Origin of the sequence: Streptomyces sp. NPDC048481 (assembly GCF_043200075.1) — a bacterium.
Taxonomy (GTDB): Bacteria; Actinomycetota; Actinomycetes; order Streptomycetales; family Streptomycetaceae; genus Streptomyces.
In genome coordinates this window covers 885,173-901,934 of the sequence record NZ_JBICXC010000002.1, presented here as the reverse complement: position 1 = coordinate 901,934, position 16,762 = coordinate 885,173, and the positions used below count along the sequence as shown (strand labels likewise).

General features: G+C 72.1%; 15 protein-coding genes. 11 read left to right on the top strand and 4 right to left on the bottom strand.

Annotated elements, in window-relative coordinates; translation table 11 throughout:
- Window positions 1-202: 202 nt before the first annotated feature.
- The 5 genes from ACGFSH_RS10225 to ACGFSH_RS10205 all read left to right on the top strand — a co-directional run bounded on the left by ACGFSH_RS10225 (window position 203) and on the right by ACGFSH_RS10205 (window position 5,686).
- Window positions 203-1,060, top strand: a complete 858-nt coding sequence (locus tag ACGFSH_RS10225; RefSeq protein ID WP_329412543.1) for a menaquinone biosynthesis protein — start codon at window positions 203-205, stop codon at window positions 1,058-1,060.
- A 93-nt stretch (window positions 1,061-1,153) separates the two neighbouring features.
- Window positions 1,154-2,977 carry a serine/threonine-protein kinase gene (locus ACGFSH_RS10220; RefSeq protein ID WP_393346771.1) on the top strand — a complete coding sequence of 608 codons (1,824 nt, stop codon included), beginning with the start codon at window positions 1,154-1,156 and terminating at the stop codon, window positions 2,975-2,977.
- 52 nt (window positions 2,978-3,029) lie between these two features.
- Window positions 3,030-3,800 carry a prepilin peptidase gene (locus ACGFSH_RS10215; protein ID WP_393346769.1) on the top strand — a complete coding sequence of 257 codons (771 nt, stop codon included), beginning with the start codon at window positions 3,030-3,032 and terminating at the stop codon, window positions 3,798-3,800.
- A gap of 73 nt (window positions 3,801-3,873) precedes the next feature.
- Window positions 3,874-5,073: a cyclic dehypoxanthinyl futalosine synthase gene (gene mqnC, locus ACGFSH_RS10210; RefSeq protein WP_393346767.1), complete on the top strand. Its 1,200-nt coding sequence runs from the start codon at window positions 3,874-3,876 to the stop codon at window positions 5,071-5,073.
- A gap of 7 nt (window positions 5,074-5,080) precedes the next feature.
- Entirely contained in the window at window positions 5,081-5,686 is a 606-nt protein-coding gene (locus ACGFSH_RS10205; RefSeq protein ID WP_393346765.1) for a hypothetical protein, read from the top strand.
- Between the two features lie 98 nt (window positions 5,687-5,784).
- On the opposite strand, the gene ACGFSH_RS10200 is transcribed toward ACGFSH_RS10205, so the two are convergent.
- A complete protein-coding gene (locus tag ACGFSH_RS10200; RefSeq protein WP_393346763.1) occupies window positions 5,785-6,843 on the bottom strand; it encodes a chitinase in 1,059 nt (352 codons plus the stop codon).
- Between the two features lie 306 nt (window positions 6,844-7,149).
- Here ACGFSH_RS10200 and ACGFSH_RS10195 point away from each other — a divergent pair, with 306 nt between their 5' ends.
- From ACGFSH_RS10195 to ACGFSH_RS10180, 4 genes are read left to right on the top strand one after another with little or no spacing between them, the layout of a single operon-like run.
- Window positions 7,150-7,590 carry a hypothetical protein gene (locus tag ACGFSH_RS10195; protein ID WP_393346761.1) on the top strand — a complete coding sequence of 147 codons (441 nt, stop codon included), beginning with the start codon at window positions 7,150-7,152 and terminating at the stop codon, window positions 7,588-7,590.
- 19 nt (window positions 7,591-7,609) lie between these two features.
- Complete coding sequence (locus tag ACGFSH_RS10190; RefSeq protein WP_393346759.1) at window positions 7,610-9,904, top strand: bifunctional polysaccharide deacetylase/glycosyltransferase family 2 protein; 2,295 nt, start codon at window positions 7,610-7,612, stop codon at window positions 9,902-9,904.
- Window positions 9,901-11,013 carry an acyltransferase gene (locus ACGFSH_RS10185; protein ID WP_393346758.1) on the top strand — a complete coding sequence of 371 codons (1,113 nt, stop codon included), beginning with the start codon at window positions 9,901-9,903 and terminating at the stop codon, window positions 11,011-11,013. Before ACGFSH_RS10190 ends, ACGFSH_RS10185 begins: the two co-directional genes overlap by 4 nt.
- A gap of 32 nt (window positions 11,014-11,045) precedes the next feature.
- Window positions 11,046-11,741 (top strand): demethylmenaquinone methyltransferase, encoded by a 696-nt coding sequence (locus ACGFSH_RS10180; RefSeq protein WP_393346756.1) that lies wholly within the window; start codon window positions 11,046-11,048, stop codon window positions 11,739-11,741.
- A gap of 78 nt (window positions 11,742-11,819) precedes the next feature.
- On the opposite strand, the gene ACGFSH_RS10175 is transcribed toward ACGFSH_RS10180, so the two are convergent.
- Together ACGFSH_RS10175 and ACGFSH_RS10170 are read right to left on the bottom strand one after the other, a co-directional pair.
- Window positions 11,820-12,134: a PASTA domain-containing protein gene (locus ACGFSH_RS10175; protein ID WP_393346754.1), complete on the bottom strand. Its 315-nt coding sequence runs from the start codon at window positions 12,132-12,134 to the stop codon at window positions 11,820-11,822.
- Between the two features lie 119 nt (window positions 12,135-12,253).
- Window positions 12,254-12,760 carry a GNAT family N-acetyltransferase gene (locus tag ACGFSH_RS10170; protein ID WP_393346752.1) on the bottom strand — a complete coding sequence of 169 codons (507 nt, stop codon included), beginning with the start codon at window positions 12,758-12,760 and terminating at the stop codon, window positions 12,254-12,256.
- 97 nt (window positions 12,761-12,857) lie between these two features.
- Between ACGFSH_RS10170 and ACGFSH_RS10165 the strand changes: the two genes are divergently transcribed.
- Window positions 12,858-14,165 carry a geranylgeranyl reductase family protein gene (locus ACGFSH_RS10165; protein ID WP_393346750.1) on the top strand — a complete coding sequence of 436 codons (1,308 nt, stop codon included), beginning with the start codon at window positions 12,858-12,860 and terminating at the stop codon, window positions 14,163-14,165.
- A gap of 690 nt (window positions 14,166-14,855) precedes the next feature.
- Here ACGFSH_RS10165 and ACGFSH_RS10160 read toward each other — a convergent pair.
- Window positions 14,856-15,659 (bottom strand): C40 family peptidase, encoded by an 804-nt coding sequence (locus ACGFSH_RS10160; protein ID WP_329412563.1) that lies wholly within the window; start codon window positions 15,657-15,659, stop codon window positions 14,856-14,858.
- A 742-nt stretch (window positions 15,660-16,401) separates the two neighbouring features.
- Between ACGFSH_RS10160 and ACGFSH_RS10155 the strand changes: the two genes are divergently transcribed.
- Window positions 16,402-16,761, top strand: coding sequence for an NADH-quinone oxidoreductase subunit A (locus tag ACGFSH_RS10155; RefSeq protein ID WP_007383963.1), 360 nt, complete (start codon window positions 16,402-16,404; stop codon window positions 16,759-16,761).
- The last annotated feature ends 1 nt before the right edge of the window (window position 16,762 follow it).

The following is a 16,762-nucleotide window of genomic DNA, read 5'->3' as shown; positions in this document are numbered from 1 at the left end:
AACGACGAGAGCCCGCGGTTACATGCTCCGCAGGCTCTGTACTGCAAGGGAAACCAAACTGCAACTTGCGGCGAGCCTAGCACGCAGGCACCCGGATGCAATAGAGGTCAAGATCACGTCACCCGCAGGTTTGAAGATCCCCGAAAGGGGTTGACCCAGGGGCGAAGACCCGGGAGCGCCCGAAGGGGTCTAGCCTCGCGATGTGGACAATTCTCGCACCCGGCCGCGCGTCGGCCACATCCAGTTCCTCAACTGCCTGCCCCTCTACTGGGGGCTCGCGAGAACCGGCACCCTCCTCGACTTCGAGCTGACCAAGGACACCCCCGAGAAGCTCAGCGAGCGGCTGGTGCGCGGCGAGCTGGACATCGGCCCCGTCACCCTCGTCGAGTTCCTCAAGAACGCCGACGACCTGGTCGCCTTCCCCGACATCGCCGTGGGCTGCGACGGCCCGGTGATGTCCTGCGTGATCGTCAGCCAGGTCCCGCTGGAGGAGCTGGACGGCGCGCGCGTCGCCCTCGGCTCCACCTCCCGCACCTCCGTGCGCCTGGCACAGCTCCTGCTGGCGGATCGTTTCGGCGTCCAGCCCGACTACTACACCTGCCCCCCCGACCTCAGCCTGATGATGCAGGAGGCCGAGGCGGCCGTCCTCATCGGCGACGCGGCCCTGCGGGCCAACCTGCTCGACGGTCCCCGGTTCGGCCTGGAGGTCCACGACCTCGGCGCGCTCTGGAAGGAGTGGACCGGCCTGCCCTTCGTCTTCGCCGTGTGGGCGGCCCGGCGCGAGTACCTGGAGCGCGAGCCCGTCATCACCCGCCAGGTCCACCAGGCCTTCCTCGACTCCCGCAACCTCTCCCTGGACGAGGTCGGCAAGGTCGCCGAGCAGGCGGCCCGCTGGGAGGAGTTCGACGAGCAGGTCCTGGAGCAGTACTTCACCACCCTGGACTTTCGTTTCGGCCCGGCCCAGCTGGCGGCCGTGACCGAGTTCGCCCGCCGCGTCGGCCCGACGACCGGCTTCCCGGCGGACGTCAGGGTGGAACTGCTCCAGCCCCGTTCTGCGTAGTCTGCTGCAAGCCCGCGGCACGTAATCCGGCCACGGGCCGCGGGCCGCGGTCGACGCGGCCCGAGGGTCCTGACGGGGGAGGGGTGGACGCCCATGCAGCCGCTCGGAGACGACGAACCCGCGACCGTGGGCCCCTTCCGGCTGCTCGGCCGGCTGGGCTCCGGCGGGATGGGCCGCGTCTACCTCGGCCGCAGCGCCGGCGGCCGCACGGTCGCCGTCAAGATCGTGCACCCGCACCTCGCGCTCGACGAGGAGTTCCGCGCCCGCTTCCGGCGCGAGGTGGAGGCCGCGCGGCGCGTCGGCGGGGCGTGGACCGCGCCGGTCCTGGACGCCGACCCGGAAGCCGCGGTGCCCTGGGTCGCCACCGGCTACGCGGCCGGTCCCTCCCTCGCTGCGGCGGTCGCCTCCGGCGGGCCGCTGCCCGCACACTCCGTGCGCGTGCTGGGGGCCGGGCTGGCGGAGGCGCTGGCGACCGTGCACGCCCTGGGGCTGGTGCACCGGGACGTGAAACCGTCCAACGTGCTGCTGACCGTGGACGGCCCGCTGCTCATCGACTTCGGCATCGCCCGCGCGATCGACGGCACGGCCTCGCTCACCTCGACCGGCGTCTCCGTCGGCTCGCCCGGCTACATGGCCCCGGAGCAGATCCTCGGCCGGGGCGCGTCCGCTGCGGCCGACGTCTTCTCCCTCGGCGCGGTCCTGGCGTTCGCGGCCACCGGCCTGCCCCCGTTCCCCGGCGACTCCTCGGCCGCCCTCCTCTACCGGGTCGTGCACGAGCCGCCCGAGCTGGGAGCCCCGCAGGGCGCGCTGCGGGGCGAACTGCGGGACGTGGTCGAGGCCTGCCTCGACAAGGACCCGGCCGCACGGCCGGCCCCCGGCGAACTCTGCGCCCGTCTCGCACCCGAGGGCGCGACCCGTCTGGTGGCCGCGGGCTGGCTGCCGGGCCCTCTGGTCGCCCAGGTGAGCCGCAGCGCCGTCCAGCTCCTGAACCTGGAGGGAACGGCGGCGGGGGCCGGGGCGGGGACGGCGGCGGGGACGGACCCGTCGGCGTCCCGCCCGTCCGGTGCGTCGGGTACATCCGGTCCGTCAGGTCCGTCGGGTCCGTCAGGTCCGTCCGTATCCGGGCCGGTGGAGTTCAGCAGTCCGGCGGTGAGACCCGCGGGCGGTTCCCCGGCCGGCTCCTCCCAGCCGGCGGGGAAGTTCGGGCCGCCGCCGGTCATGGACCGGACGCCCCCGGCTCCCGGCGGCGCGCCGGCCGCCGTGCCCGAGCCACGGGACGCCGGGCCCACGGGGGGCGGGGACGGGCGTCCCGGCCGGATGTCCGTCACCGTGGCCGCCGCCGCGACGCCGGGCGAGGGCGGCCGCGGCCGACGGCTGAGCTGCACCGTCGCGCTCGCCGTCGCGGGAGCGCTGGCGGCGGTGACGGTCGGTTCGGCGTTCCTGTTCCACCTGCTTCCCGACGGCGGCGACGGCGACCGCGACTCCGCCTCCGGCAGCGACGCCCACTCCTCCCCGCCCGCGGCCGCCCGGACCCCGGACCCCACCGACGGCGGGACGTCCGCCGCGCTCCCGGCCCGCTACGTCGGCACCTGGGAGGGCCAGGGCGCCGGCCTCGGCGGCTCCCTCCCCATGGGCACGTTCCGGGTGACGGTCCGACAGGCCGGCGTCGGCCAGAAGCTGGGCGAGCTGCGGCAGACGGACGTGCTCGGCGGGGTCTGCCTCGACGTGCTGACGCTCAAGCAGGTGACGCGCGAAGGGGTCGTCGCCACGTCGGCCGGCGCGAAGGGCAACCACGGCGGCTGCAACCCGACGGCCCACACCGTCCGGCTCACCCCCACCGGCGACGACCTGACGTACGCCTCGGACAGCGCGGCCGAGGGCAACCCGGTGGCGCGCATGTCACGGGTGGACCCGTAGCGGGCCGCGGCCCGTGGCCGTGCCCTGCCGCGGATCCCTACGATCGCCGACGATGACCACACCACCCGACGACCTGACACTGGCCGCCGTCGCCGCGCTATGGGGTGCCGTCACGGGCGCGCTGCTGCCCCGGGCGGCCTACCGCTTCTCCACACCCTGGGAGGAGGCGGACGGCGCCTGGCGCACGGCGTGCCCGGCCGGGCACCCGGTCCGCGGGTGGCTCGGACGGGCGCGCTGTCCCCGGTGCGCCCGACACGCCGAGCCGGGTTCCCCGGCGGGATACGCCCCCGGCGGCGTCCTGCTGCCCGTCGCCACCGCCGCCGTGTGCGCGGCGCTGGCCCTCGCCACCGGAGTGCGGCCCGAACTGGCCGTGTGGCTGGCGCTCGCGCCGGCCGGGGTACTGCTCGGCGTCGTCGACCTGCGGGTGCACCGGCTGCCGGACCCGCTCACCCTCCCGCTCGCGGCCGCCGCCCCGGCCCTGCTGGGCTGCGCCGCGCTGCTGCCCGAGCACGCGGGTCACTGGACGACGGCCCTGCTGGGCGCGCCCGCCCTCGGCGCGGCCTATCTCGTCCTGCACCTGGTGAACCCCGGCGGCATGGCCTTCGGCGACGTGAAGCTGGCGCTCGGGGCGGGCGCCGTCCTCGGCTGGTACGGCTGGTCCACGGTCGTGCTGGGCACGTTCGCGGCGTTCCTGTCCGGCGCGCTGTACGTGGGCGTGCTGGTCGTCGCGCGGCGGGCGGGGCGCAAGACGCTGGTGCCGTTCGGGCCGTTCATGCTCGCCGGGACCCTCGCGGGCGTGCTGATCGGGGCGTACGCGGCCTGAGGTCGGGACGCCGGGACGGCTGGCGTAGGCTGGCTTGGTCTGTCCACAACCCTTGACGAAAGGGACGCTCCCGGTGACCGAGAAGGCCGACCTTCAGTCCGTCCTCGACCGTGCCGCCGCCGGTGGGCGGATCACTCCGGAGGAGGCGCTCGACCTCTACCGCGACGCGCCCCTGCACGCGCTCGGCGCCGCCGCCGACGCCGTGCGCCGCCGGCTGTACGCGGGAACCGAGCACATCGCCACGTACATCATCGAGCGGAACATCAACTACACGAACGTGTGCGTCACGGCGTGCAAGTTCTGCGCCTTCTACGCGGCCCCCAAGGACACCGCCAAGGGCTGGTCGCGCGACCTCGACGACATCCTGCGCCGCTGCGCCGAGACCGTCGAACTGGGCGGCACCCAGATCATGTTCCAGGGCGGCCACCACCCGGACTACGGCGTCGAGTACTACGAGAAGCACTTCGCGGCCATCAAGGAGGCGTTCCCCCAGCTGGTGATCCACTCGCTGGGCGCGTCCGAGGTCGAGCACATGGCGCGGATCTCGAAGGTGACGGTCGAGGAGGCCATCACCCGGATCCACGCGGCGGGTCTGGACTCGTTCGCGGGTGCCGGCGCCGAACTGCTCCCCGCGCGGCCGCGCAAGGCCATCGCGCCGCTCAAGGAGTCCGGCGAGCGCTGGCTGGAGATCATGGAGATCGCGCACGGACTGGGCGTCGAGTCCACGTCCACGATGCTGATGGGCACCGGCGAGACCAACGCCGAGCGCATCGAGCACCTGCGGATGATCCGGGACGTCCAGGACCGCACGGGCGGCTTCAGGGCCTTCATCCCGTACACGTACCAGCCCGAGAACAACCACCTGAAGGGCCGCACCCAGGCGACCCTCTTCGAGTACCTGCGGATGATCGCGATCGCCCGCCTGTTCCTCGACAACGTCCGCCACATCCAGGGCTCCTGGCTGACGACGGGCAAGGAGGTCGGCCAGCTCTCCCTGCACTACGGCGCGGACGACCTCGGCTCGATCATGCTGGAGGAGAACGTCGTCTCCTCGGCGGGCGCCAAGCACCGCTCCAACCGCATGGAGATCATCGACCTGATCCGCAAGGCGGGCCGGGTGCCGGCGCAGCGCGCGACGACGTACGAGCACCTCGTCGTCCACGACGACCCGGCGAACGACCCGGTCGACGAGCGGGTCATGTCCCACATCTCGTCGACGGCGATCGCGGGCGGCACGGCCCACCCCGAGCTGAAGCTGCTGGCGTCCAACTAGCCGCCGCATGCTGACCATTCACGCGGATTCCCGGGGCCGGGCCCTCGCCGTCGAGGGCGCCTGGATCACCGGCGCCGGGTCGCGGGACGAACTCCTCGCCGTCCACCCCGGCGCACGGGTGCGGACGTGGCCCGGCATCCTGACGCCGGGCCTCATCAACCTGCACGGCAACGAGCTGCTGGAGGAGGCGTACCACCCGGACCCGCGCGAGGCCGGCGAACTGGGCGTCGAACCGGTGACCGGCGACGCGCTGGCGGCGCTCGCCATGGACGACGCCCGCTGGAACGCGAGCGTCCGGCGGGGCGTGCAGCGCATGCTGGCGCACGGCACGGTCCGTGCGGCCTGCGAGGAACTGCGCAACCCCGTGGTGCGCAAAGCCCTGAGCCGCTCCGCGCTGGCGGGCATGGGGCGGATCGGACGTCCCGGCGGTACGCCCGCGCTCGATCCGTACGCCGCCGGCATCCCGGTGGAGTTCGCCGAGCCGCGGGAGCGGCACTCCTCGGCCCGCTTCGCGGTGTTCGACGTACGGGACGAGGCCGAACTCGCGGAGCGCGGCGCGAGCACCTGCGTGGCCACGGTGGCGGAGGGCCGCCTCGTCTACAGACGCCGGTAGGGCCCGTAGGGCAGGTAAAGCCGGCAGAGGCTTCGGCGATGCGGCGATGCGGCGATGCGGAGATCCGGCGGGGCTGCGGGGTTTTCGCGGGCGGGGCGTCACCTCGAGAACGCCTCCGCGAACGCGCCCGGACTCTGCTTCACCCCGCTGCAGTTCGTCAGGGCGTCGTCCTTCGCCGAGTCGGCCGCCGAGCACTGCCGGTCCCGGAACGTCGACCACATGGAGACCCAGGAGATCCCCTTCTGCACGGCGAACGCCCGCACCTGTGCCGCGTCGGCCAGCGAGAACGTCTCGCCCGCGACGTCGTTGGTACCGATCATCGACGTGAGCGCCATGCCCTTCCACGCGTCGGCGTCCGTCGTGCCGAACGCCTTCCTCAACTGGGCCTGGGCCGCCGTCGCTGAGGCGATCGCGTATCCGCCCATGTCGGCGGCGTACGACTCGCCGTAGTTCATCGTCATGAGGTTGACGGTGGAGACCTGCACGTCGTACTTGTTCGCGGACGCCAGCAGCGCGAGACCGTCGGCGTCCAGTCCGGACGGCATCACCGGGAGCGTGAAGGAGACCTCCAGGTCCGGGCGTTCCTTCTGCAACGCGGCGATCGCCCGGGAGCGCAGGTCCACCGAGCCGGCGTCGGTCAGCTCGTCGCCCTCGACGTCGAAGTCGGCCTGGGCGGAGCCTGCCGCGTCGAGCGCCTGGCCGTAGGCCCTCGCCAGCGCGGAGACGCTGTCGCAGGAGGCCGCCAGCTCGGTGCCGGAGGCGCCGCCGAAGGAGACGCGTGCCGTGGCGCCCGTCGTCGTCAGCTTCGAGATACGGGACGTCACGACCGGGTCGCCGATGGCGTCGACGCCGTTCCACGTCGGGGTGCAGGCGCTGCCGCGGGAGATGACGAACGCCAGGTTGTACGCCGTCGGCGAGCCGGCCGAGTCGGTGTCCGAGGCCTCCGCCGCGCTCACGTAGGGCGCGTAGGAGGTGCCGGCGGCGGCGGGCGACGCGGTCCCGTCCCCGGGTGAGGGACCGCCGGAACTGTCGCCGCCGGTCCGCCCGGCGGCCGGGGGCGCCGCGTCCGACGTGGCGCCGGATCCCGCGGAGCATCCCGTGACGGCCAGGGCGAACAGGCAGACCGCCCCGGCCGTCGGCATCAGGAAACTCCTCATTGCGTATGCACCCGCTCTCATGGATTCCGTCCCGGCCGGGAACAATGCCTGCGCCCGAAAGGGAAATGTCTCACATGCGGGCGGCCCGCGCGGGAACAGCGGGCACGCGGTCGCTTCATGGACGCAAGCGCGCAAAAGGTGACAACTGCCTGTACGAAAAGGGGCAATCAACCCTGCTGTAAGGATTGAATGCGGTGCGGGATATCCCCGGACTCTCAGGCGGGGGACAGGTTCGGGCGTTTCTCATCGGCCTTTCACAAGCAGCGCAGAGTTTGCACCGCATAAAGGCTCCCTAACATCCGGGGAATGCAATCCGAGCCTGTCATCGAAAGCCGTGCCGCCGCTCGCGGCAGCCGTCACGGCCGCAAACGTGACGACGCCTGCGCCGAGGGGCCCGTGTTCGTCGACAACTCCGGACGCAGATCGAGGCTGCTGCGCCGTATCGGCCTCCTGCTGGGCGTGGGCTGTCTCGCCTACGCGACCGTCCTCGGCGCCGCGTTCCTGGGCTGGGGCACCTCGCTGACGCCGTCCTCGCTGCTGCCGTTCGGCGGCGGGAGCCCGCGTGGCGCCCAGGACTCCGGGCCCGGCGGCTCCGGGCCGCCGGGCGGCGCGGGCACCCCGCCCGCCCGTCCCACCGGCGCCCCGCCCGAGGGCGCCGCCACCGGCGGGGCGCCCGGCCCGGCCCCGACCGCCGCGACCGCGACCGGGACCGCCTCGACCGGGACCGCCGCCGCGGCCGCCAACTGACCGGAGCACAGCCACTTCCATGACGACCACCACCTCCCGCGGCCGCGGCCGCCGCCGCGCCCCGACCCGTATCGAACGGGCGGCGGGCAGGGCCGCCGCGCTGCAGAAACCGCGCGTCATCCTCGCCCTGCTGCTCCTGCTCGCGCTCACCAGCGTGATGCTCCTCGACGGCTATCTGCGTGCCGAGGTCGGCGGCGACCAGCGCGTGCGCACCGGGGCCAGTGCCGACGACGTCCCCGACGAGGTCCTCGACGGCGGCCCCGTCCTGACGTTCCGGGGCGGCAGGGCCGTCACCGTCTCGGTGCCGGACAAGACGATCGCGCTGACCTTCGACGACGGTCCCGACCCGACCTGGACCCCCCAGGTGCTGCGCATCCTGCGCGAGTACGACGTGCCCGGCACGTTCTTCCTGGTCGGCTCGATGGTCTCGCGCCACCCGGACATCGTCGCGGACATGGTCGGACAGGGCGAGGAGGTGGGCATCCACACCTTCACCCACGTCGACCTCTCCTACCAGTCGGCCGCCCGCGTCCGGCGCGAGATGACGCAGACCCAGCTGGCGCTGGCCGGAGCGGCCGGCATCACGACGACGCTGTTCCGCGCCCCGTACTCCTCCGAGACCGACGCCGTCGACGACTACAGCTGGCCTGTCTACAAGGAACTCGGCGAGGACGGCTACACCAGCGTCTTCGTCGACACCGACAGCGACGACTGGAAGCGGCCGGGCGTCTCGAAGATCGTCCAGTGGGCCACTCCGGCCGGCGGCAAGGGCGCGTCGGTGCTCTTCCACGACGCGGGCGGCGAACGCTCGCAGACGATCGAAGCCCTGCCCGCCTACATCAAGAAGATGAAGGCCGCGGGCTACACCTTCACCACCATCAGCGGTGTGCTCCAGCAGCAGGACACCGCGGCCGGCGGCGCCCCGGGCGCGGCGCCGGGGCAGACGACGAAGCAGACGACGAAGCAGACGACGGAGCAGACGGCGGGGCAGGCGGCGGGCGGTTTGCAGGCCGCCCACCGCAAGGCCACCGGCGTCACCCTGTACGAGGGCAAGGCCCTCGTCGCCGCCGTCACCGTGGCCGAGTGGACCGTTCCGGCGCTGTCCGTGGGGCTGATGGTCGTCGGCGTGGCCGTCCTGGGCCGCTTCGCGATGATGCTGCTCCTGGCCCGCCGCCACTTCCGGCAGCGCAACAGACGCCGGTTCGGCTGGGGGGCCGCGGTCACCCGGCCGGTGAGCGTGATCGTCCCGGCCTACAACGAGAAGGAGTGCATCGCCAACACCCTGAGGTCGCTGGCGGGGAGCACCCACCCGATCGAGGTCGTCGTCGTGGACGACGGCTCGACCGACGGCACGTCCGAGATCGCCCGCGAGGCGGCGCGGTCCCTCGGCATGACCGACGTGCGCGTCATCCGCCAGGACAACGCAGGCAAGCCCGCCGCCCTCAACAACGGCGTCCGCGCCGCCCGTCACGACATCGTCGTGATGATGGACGGCGACACGGTCTTCGAGCCGGACGCCGTGCACCGGCTGGTGCAGCCCTTCGCGGACCCGGAGATCGGCGCGGTCGCGGGCAACGCGAAGGTCGGCAACCGCGACACGGTCATCGGCGCCTGGCAGCACATCGAGTACGTGATGGGCTTCAACCTCGACCGCCGCATGTACGACCTGCTGCGCTGCATGCCGACCATCCCCGGCGCGATCGGGGCGTTCCGCCGCGACGCCGTGCTGGAGGCCGGCGGCATGAGCGAGGACACCCTCGCCGAGGACACCGACATCACCATCGCCATGCACCGGGCGGGTTGGCGGGTCGTCTACCAGGAGCACGCCAGAGCCTGGACGGAGGCGCCGGGCTCCCTGAAGCAGCTCTGGTCCCAGCGCTACCGCTGGTCCTACGGCACGATGCAGGCGCTGTGGAAGCACCGCGGGTCCCTGACGGACCGGGGGCCCTCGGGCCGCTTCGGCCGGGTGGGCATGCCGCTGGTGGTGCTCTTCCAGATCGTCACACCGCTCTTCGCACCGCTCATCGACGTCTTCACCGCCTACTCGATGATCTTCATCGACTTCCGGGCGTCCCTGCTGGCCTGGCTGGCCGTCCTCGGCGTCCAACTGGTCTGCGCCGCCTACGCGTTCCGCCTGGACGGTGAGAAGTACCGCTACCTGCTGATGATGCCGCTCCAGCAGCTGGCCTACCGCCAGATGATGTACCTGGTCCTCATCCACTCCTGCGTCACCGCCCTCACCGGCGGCCGGCTGCGCTGGCAGAAACTGAAGCGCACGGGCGAGGTCGGCACCCCGGCGGGAGCGGCCCGATGAGCCCGGACCGGCGCGGGCAGGACACCCGGCCCGCCCGGCGGCACGCCCGCGGGCCGCAGCCTGCTGACGGCCAAGCCCCCCAGCGCGACCGCTACTTCGACACCCTGCGCGCCCTCGCCCTGATCAGAGTGGTCGCCTATCACACCTTCGGCTGGGCCTGGGCGGGCATGGTCTTTCCCTCCATGGGGGTCATGTTCGCCCTGGCAGGCACCCTCATGGCGAAGTCCCTGGAGCGGCCGGCCGTGCCGGTGGTGCGCAGCCGTCTGCGCCGGATCCTGCCGCCGTTCTGGTTCTGGGGCGTCTTCGTCGTCCTGGCGATGCTGGTGCACGGCTGGATACCGGGCTGGGACATCGTCTACTGGGTGGTGCCGCTGGGCGACCCGCCGGGCGAGGCCTGGGCCGAGCAGGCCTGGGAGATCCTCTGGTACCTGCGGACGTACCTCTGGTTCGTCCTGCTCTCGCCGCTGCTGCTGCGCCTGTTCCGGCTCGCCCCCGCGCCCGTCCTGGCGCTCTCCCTCGCGCCCGTCCTGGTACTGGCCTTCGTACGGGCGGGCCCGGACGGCCGGGTCGGCACCGCGCTGTGGGACCTGGCGACGTACCTGTGCTGCTGGATGCTCGGCTTCGCGCACCGCGACGGGCTCCTGCGGCGCATGAGACCGGCCCTGGTGGCCGTCGCGTCCCTGGCGGCGCTCGGCGTCGGCGGCTGGCACGCCTTCGCGCACCGGGCCGAGGCCGGAACGTACGACCTCGACGAGAACCCGCTCGCGCAGGCCTTCTGGTCGGCCGGCTTCGTCCTGCCGCTGATGTGGGCGAAGACGTACTTCGGCATCGACTTCGCCGGGCTCACCCGCCACCGGCGGGCGAACCGGATCGTGACCGTCTTCAACGCGCGCGCGGTCACGGTCTACCTGTGGCACGAGATCGCCCTGATCCTGGCCGTGCCGCTGATCGACCGGTTCTGGGACGTCCCCGCGTTCGAGACGTACCTGCCGCTGGACAGCCAGTGGTTCCTGTTCGGCGTGGGCTGGCTGCTGATCGGCGCCTTCGTCCTGCTGTGCGGGTGGGTCGAGGACGTCGCGGCACGGAAGAAACCGAGGCTCCTGCCGTGAGCCGCCGGGGGCCGGGCTGCCACAATGGGCGGGTGACCCGCGCCTCCCTGAACAAGCAGCCCAACGAAGTCGCCTCGATGTTCGACCGCGTGGCGGAACGGTACGACGTGACCAACGACGTGCTGTCCCTCGGCCAGGACCGCAGGTGGCGCAAGGAGGTCGCCAAGGCGGTCGACGCCCGGCCCGCGCAGAAGGTCCTGGACCTCGCGGCCGGCACGGCCACCTCGTCGCTCCCCTTCGCCCGGACCGGCGCCTACGTCGTCCCCTGCGACTTCTCGCTCGGGATGCTCAAGGTCGGCAAGCGCAAGCACACCTGGCTGCCCTTCACGGCGGGGGACGCGACGAGGCTGCCCTTCAAGGACGACACCTTCGACGCCGTCACCATCTCCTTCGGCCTGCGCAACGTGCAGGACTTCGACGCCGCGCTGCGCGAGATGCACCGGGTGACCAGGCCCGGCGGCCGGGTCGTCATCTGCGAGTTCTCGCACCCCACCTGGGCGCCCTTCCGGACCGTCTACACCGAGTACCTGATGCGTGCCCTGCCGCCGGTCGCCCGCGCGGTCTCCTCCAACCCGGACGCCTACGTCTATCTCGCCGAGTCCATCCGCGCCTGGCCCGACCAGCCCGCCCTCGCCGGGCATCTGCGCAAGGCCGGCTGGTCGAAGGTCGCCTGGCGCAACCTGTCCGGCGGCGTGGTCACCCTCCACCGGGGCTTCAAGGAAGCCTGAGGGGCCCGAGCGGGTTCCGGCCGGGGACCCTCGGGCGGCACCCGCCCTCTCCAGGTCCCCGGCCGGGGTCCCTCCCGGTCAGCGCGGGATCGCCTCGAAGGGATCCTGGGCACGGTCCAGTTCGCGCCGGAGCCCGCCCCCGCCCGGTCCCGGCACGCGCGGTTCGCGCACGCCCGCGCCTCCGCCGCCCTCCCCCTCGGTGAAGTCGAACCACACGGTGACCACGGCCCCGCGCGGCACCTCGACGCCCGGCGGCGGGTACTGGCGTACGACGTGGTCGACCACCGCGCCGCGGAAGTCCGGCCGGTCCGGCGCGGCCAGCAGCACGCCCTGCGCCGCGGCCGCCTCACGGGCGTCCACGGCCATCAGGCCGACCAGCCTGGGCACACGCACATCGGGTGTCTTGGGCGGTATGAGCACAGATGTCACCCCCAGCGGTACTGGAAGGGTAACCGCCCCGCAGGCCGCCGGGAAGCGTCAGGTGTCGTTCTGTAGCCGACGGTGACGCGGGGTCACCAGGCGAGGCGGTAGCAGTGCCCCTCCCGTTCGGGCTCGGGGGTCGTGAAGACCTCCGCGAGCCGCATCCCCAGCCGCTGCGCGACGGCGATCGACCGCTCGTTGCGCGCGTCGACCATCGCCACCACGCCCGGCGCCCCGGCCGCCCGAACCCGCTCCAGGGTCATCCGCGCCGCCGCGGTCACATACCCCTGCCCCCAGTGCGGCCGCCCGAGCCGCCATCCGATCTCGATCTCGCCCCGCGGGCCCCACTCCCAGGGCCACGGCTGGGCGCCGGTGAAGCCGAGCACCCGGTCGTCGCGGTCCAGCACCGTCCACAGGCAGAAGCCGCGTTCGGCGTCGTGCCGGCGCTGGCGGGCGGTGAGCTCCTCGTAGACCGACAGCTCGGCGGACCTGCCACCGTGGAACTCCATGACCTCCGGGTCGTCGAAGACCCGGTGCCAGGCGACCGCGTCCTCGTCCGTCGGAACGCGCAGCCGTACTGCGGGCAGAGCTCGGTTCACAGGGCAGCCCTTCAGCCAGGTGATCAATTCTGCTGAATAGACTGCCCGTGTCCAGTGCCGGTCGGCACGCAGATTCCGAACTTGGGGAGATCCCGCCGTGACCGCCGTGAACGAGCCCCACGCCGAGCCCTTCTCCGAGACCACCGCCGACGTGATCGTCGTCGGCGCGGGACCGGCCGGCTCCACGACCGCCTACTACCTCGCCAAGGCCGGCCTCGACGTGCTCCTGCTGGAGAAGACCGAGTTCCCCCGGGAGAAGGTCTGCGGCGACGGCCTCACCCCGCGCGCCACCAAGCAGCTCGTGGCCATGGGCATCGACATCTCCGAGGAAGCCGGCTGGCTGCGCAACAAGGGTCTGAGGATCATCGGCGGCGGGGTGCGGCTTCAGCTCGACTGGCCCGACCTCGCCTCGTTCCCCGACTACGGGCTCGTCCGCAAGCGCGACGACTTCGACGAGCAGCTCGCCCGGCAGGCCCAGAAGGCCGGCGCCCGCCTCTACGAGCGCTGCAACGTCGGCGCCCCGATCCTCGACGACCGCACCGGCCGCATCACCGGCGTGCACGCCAAGCTGGGGGAGGACAAGCGCGAAGTCACCTTCCGCGCCCCGCTCGTGGTGGCCGCCGACGGCAACTCCACCCGCCTGTCGCTGGCGATGGGCCTGCACCGCCGCGAAGACCGCCCGATGGGCGTCGCGGTCCGCACCTACTTCACCTCCCCGCGCCACGAGGACGACTACCTGGAGTCCTGGCTGGAGCTGTGGGACCGCCGCGGCCCGGGCGAGGACCGGCTGCTGCCCGGCTACGGCTGGATCTTCGGCATGGGCGACGGGACGTCCAACGTCGGCCTGGGCGTGCTCAACACCTCCGACTCCTTCAAGGAGCTGGACTGGCGCGAGGTCCTCAAGGCCTGGTGCGCGTCCATGCCGGAGGACTGGGGATACACCCCCGAAAACATGACCGGCCCGATCCGCGGGGCGGCCCTGCCGATGGCCTTCAACCGCAAGCCGCACTACACCAAGGGACTGCTGCTGGTCGGCGACGCCGGCGGCCTGGTGAACCCCTTCAACGGCGAAGGCATCGCATACGCCATGGAATCGGGGCAGATCGCCGCCGACGTCATCGTCCAGGCCCACGCCCGCGCCACCCCCGGCCAGCGTGAACTCGCCCTCCAGCGCTACCCGCGGATCCTCGCGGACACCTACGGCGGCTACTACACGCTGGGCCGCGCGTTCGTGAAGCTCATCGGCAACCCCAAGGTCATGAAGATCGCGGCCCAGCGCGGCCTGACCCACCCGATGCTGATGAAGTTCACCCTGAAGATGCTCGCCAACCTGACCGACCCCACGGGCGGCGACGCCATGGACCGCATCATCAACGGCCTGAGCAAGGCGGCCCCCAAGGCCTGACCCGACCGAGGCCGCCCGACCCACCATCGGGCGGCCCGGCCCCCGAGGGTTCCGCCTCCCCCGGGGCCGTCCTGCCGGTTCACCGCACTGACGGCGTGTCCGACATGTCCGACACTCCTGCGGTGCGCCAGGTAGGCGCGAATGTCCGTCGTGCGACACCGATTTGGCTTTCGTCGGGCTTCGCTCAGGTTCGCCCGATCGGCCGCCGGGCGGCCCGATATCGCCGCCTGGTCGGCTGCTCCTGCCGCCGGACGGCCCGGCGCCCGAGGACTCCGCCGCCCCGCCGGCCGTCCTCCCGGTTCGCCGCGCTGACGGGGTCTCCGACATGTCCGACAGGCTCGTGGTGTCCTCATTAGGCACCTAATGCCCCGCGCGTGAGGCTGATTTGCTTCCGTCAGCCGTCGCTCCGGACCGCCTGATCGCAAACCCACCGGACGATCCGGTCTCCCGGTCCCCCGGCCGTCCGTGCGGCGCTCGCGCTCGCGGAGCGCACCCGCAGCCTTCCGTACGGGCTCCGGCGGGCTTCGCCGGCTCGGGCGGCCTCCCGGGCGGCGCGGGCCCGTTCGGGCTCCCCCAGGGGGCGCTGAGGGCCGTGTGGGGCCGCACCGGGGCAGCCCGAAGGGCCGCTGCCCCCGAGCGGCTGCGGCCCTTGCGTGCGTGCGGCGCCCTCGCGGGAGCGCCGGGTGGGTGTCAGAGCACCCGGACCGCGCCGGACGGCGGGTCGTAGGACAGCGGCTTCTCCACGACGCCGGTGGAGGGGTTCTGCGCGCCCACGAACATGCCGTCGCCGACGTACACCGCCACGTGGTACGCGCTGCCCGCGCTGCCCCAGTACAGGATGTCGCCCGGCTGAAGGTTGTCCAGCGAGACCTGGGTGCCGGCGGTCGACTGGTCCTGCGAGACGCGCGGCAGGTCGATGCCGACCTGCTTGAAGGCGGTCTGCATCAGCCCCGAGCAGTCCCACGAGTTGGGGCCGGTGCCGCCGGAGACGTAGGCGTCGCCGATCTGCGCCCTGGCGAAGGCGATGACGGCCGCGGCCGAACCGGTCGCGGTGGAGCTGCTGGTGTGGGTGACGCTGTTGCTGCTCGCCGGGGCGGAGAGCGTGGTCCGCTCGGCGGCGCGCGTGGCGCGCTCGGCGGCGGCCTTGCGGGCGGCCTCCGCCTTCTGCTTCGCCTCGGCCTTGGCGTGCGCGAGGTCCTTCTTGGCTTCCTTGGCGGCCGCCGCAGCGGCGGCGTCACGCTCTGCGTGAAGCTGGTAGTTCGCCGCGGCCTGCTGCGTGGCCTGGGCGGACTGTGCGACCTGGGCGGCCAGGTCGCCGGTGAGCACGGGCAGTTCGAGCGTCTGCGTCACCGGCTCGGCGGCGTTGGCCGTGCCGGCTGCTGTGGCGACGGCCAGCGTGCCGAGGACACCACTGGCGACTCCGGCCCGCATCGCGATCGTCGACGCGCTGCGGCGGGGTTTCCGGTGGCTGCGTATGTGAGCGGTGTGGGACATGGGTACAACCGGTATCAGGGGCTCCTCCATACCTTCAAGAAACGTGTGCTGCGCCACAGTTGTTCAACGGGTGGCCCAAATACCTGTCCCACCGTTCTTTATTGACGCCGTAACGGACATTGCGGACGCACGTGATCAAGCCTGTGATCATGGGTTTTCGTCGTTACGCCCGGATTGCCCGCTGCCTACCATCGGTGACGACCGTTGGCCAAGCCCGCTTCTTAGCCGGGCCTCACGAATGTGGCGGAGGTCACGGAACGGTTACCTGGGCGGCCGCGTCTCGCGCATGCGGCGCGACGGGTTCCGCTCGTGAACGGGTGCACACGTCCACAGCGCGAGCCGGACTCCCTCTGATGTGTGAACGCGGACCTCTATCAGGAGGCGGCGTCCAGCTCCAATTTGCATGCAAGGGAACCCTCTTGATATTGAGACGCCCCCTGCCGCCTGCGGTGACGAGCGAAAATGTCACTTCTTGTGATCACTCTGACGCTTCGCGTATGAAGATCACTGCTGATACGACTTCATGATCGTTCGTCAGGTGGTGGAGATCACAAAGCTTGTGTAATACCCCGTGTCGCAGATCACAGAGCGGCGGGCATAGGATGCGAGGCAGTTGGGCTTGTGACCTGCTTCACATGTTCGCGATCTTCGTCGGGACGGACGGGGTGGGCGGCGCGATGGGGTGGCCGCGGGTCCGACGTCATCGCCAGCAGTCAGTGCCGACTGAGAGGAGCGAGGAGCGGTGAACGCTTATGCGCCCATCCTCGTACTGGGAGCCCTCGGAGCAGGCTTTGCGATCTTCTCCGTGGTCATGGCCACGCTGATCGGGCCGAAGCGCTACAACCGCGCCAAGCTCGAGGCCTATGAGTGCGGAATCGAGCCGACCCCCACGCCGGCGGGCGGCGGGCGCTTCCCGATCAAGTACTACCTGACGGCGATGCTCTTCATCGTCTTCGACATCGAGATCGTCTTCCTCTACCCCTGGGCCGTCACCTTCGACGCCCTGGGTGTCTTCGGGCTCGTGGAGATGCTGCTCTTCGTGCTCACCGTCTTCGTGGCGTACGCGTACGTATGGCGGCGCGGCGGCCTGGAATGGGACTGAG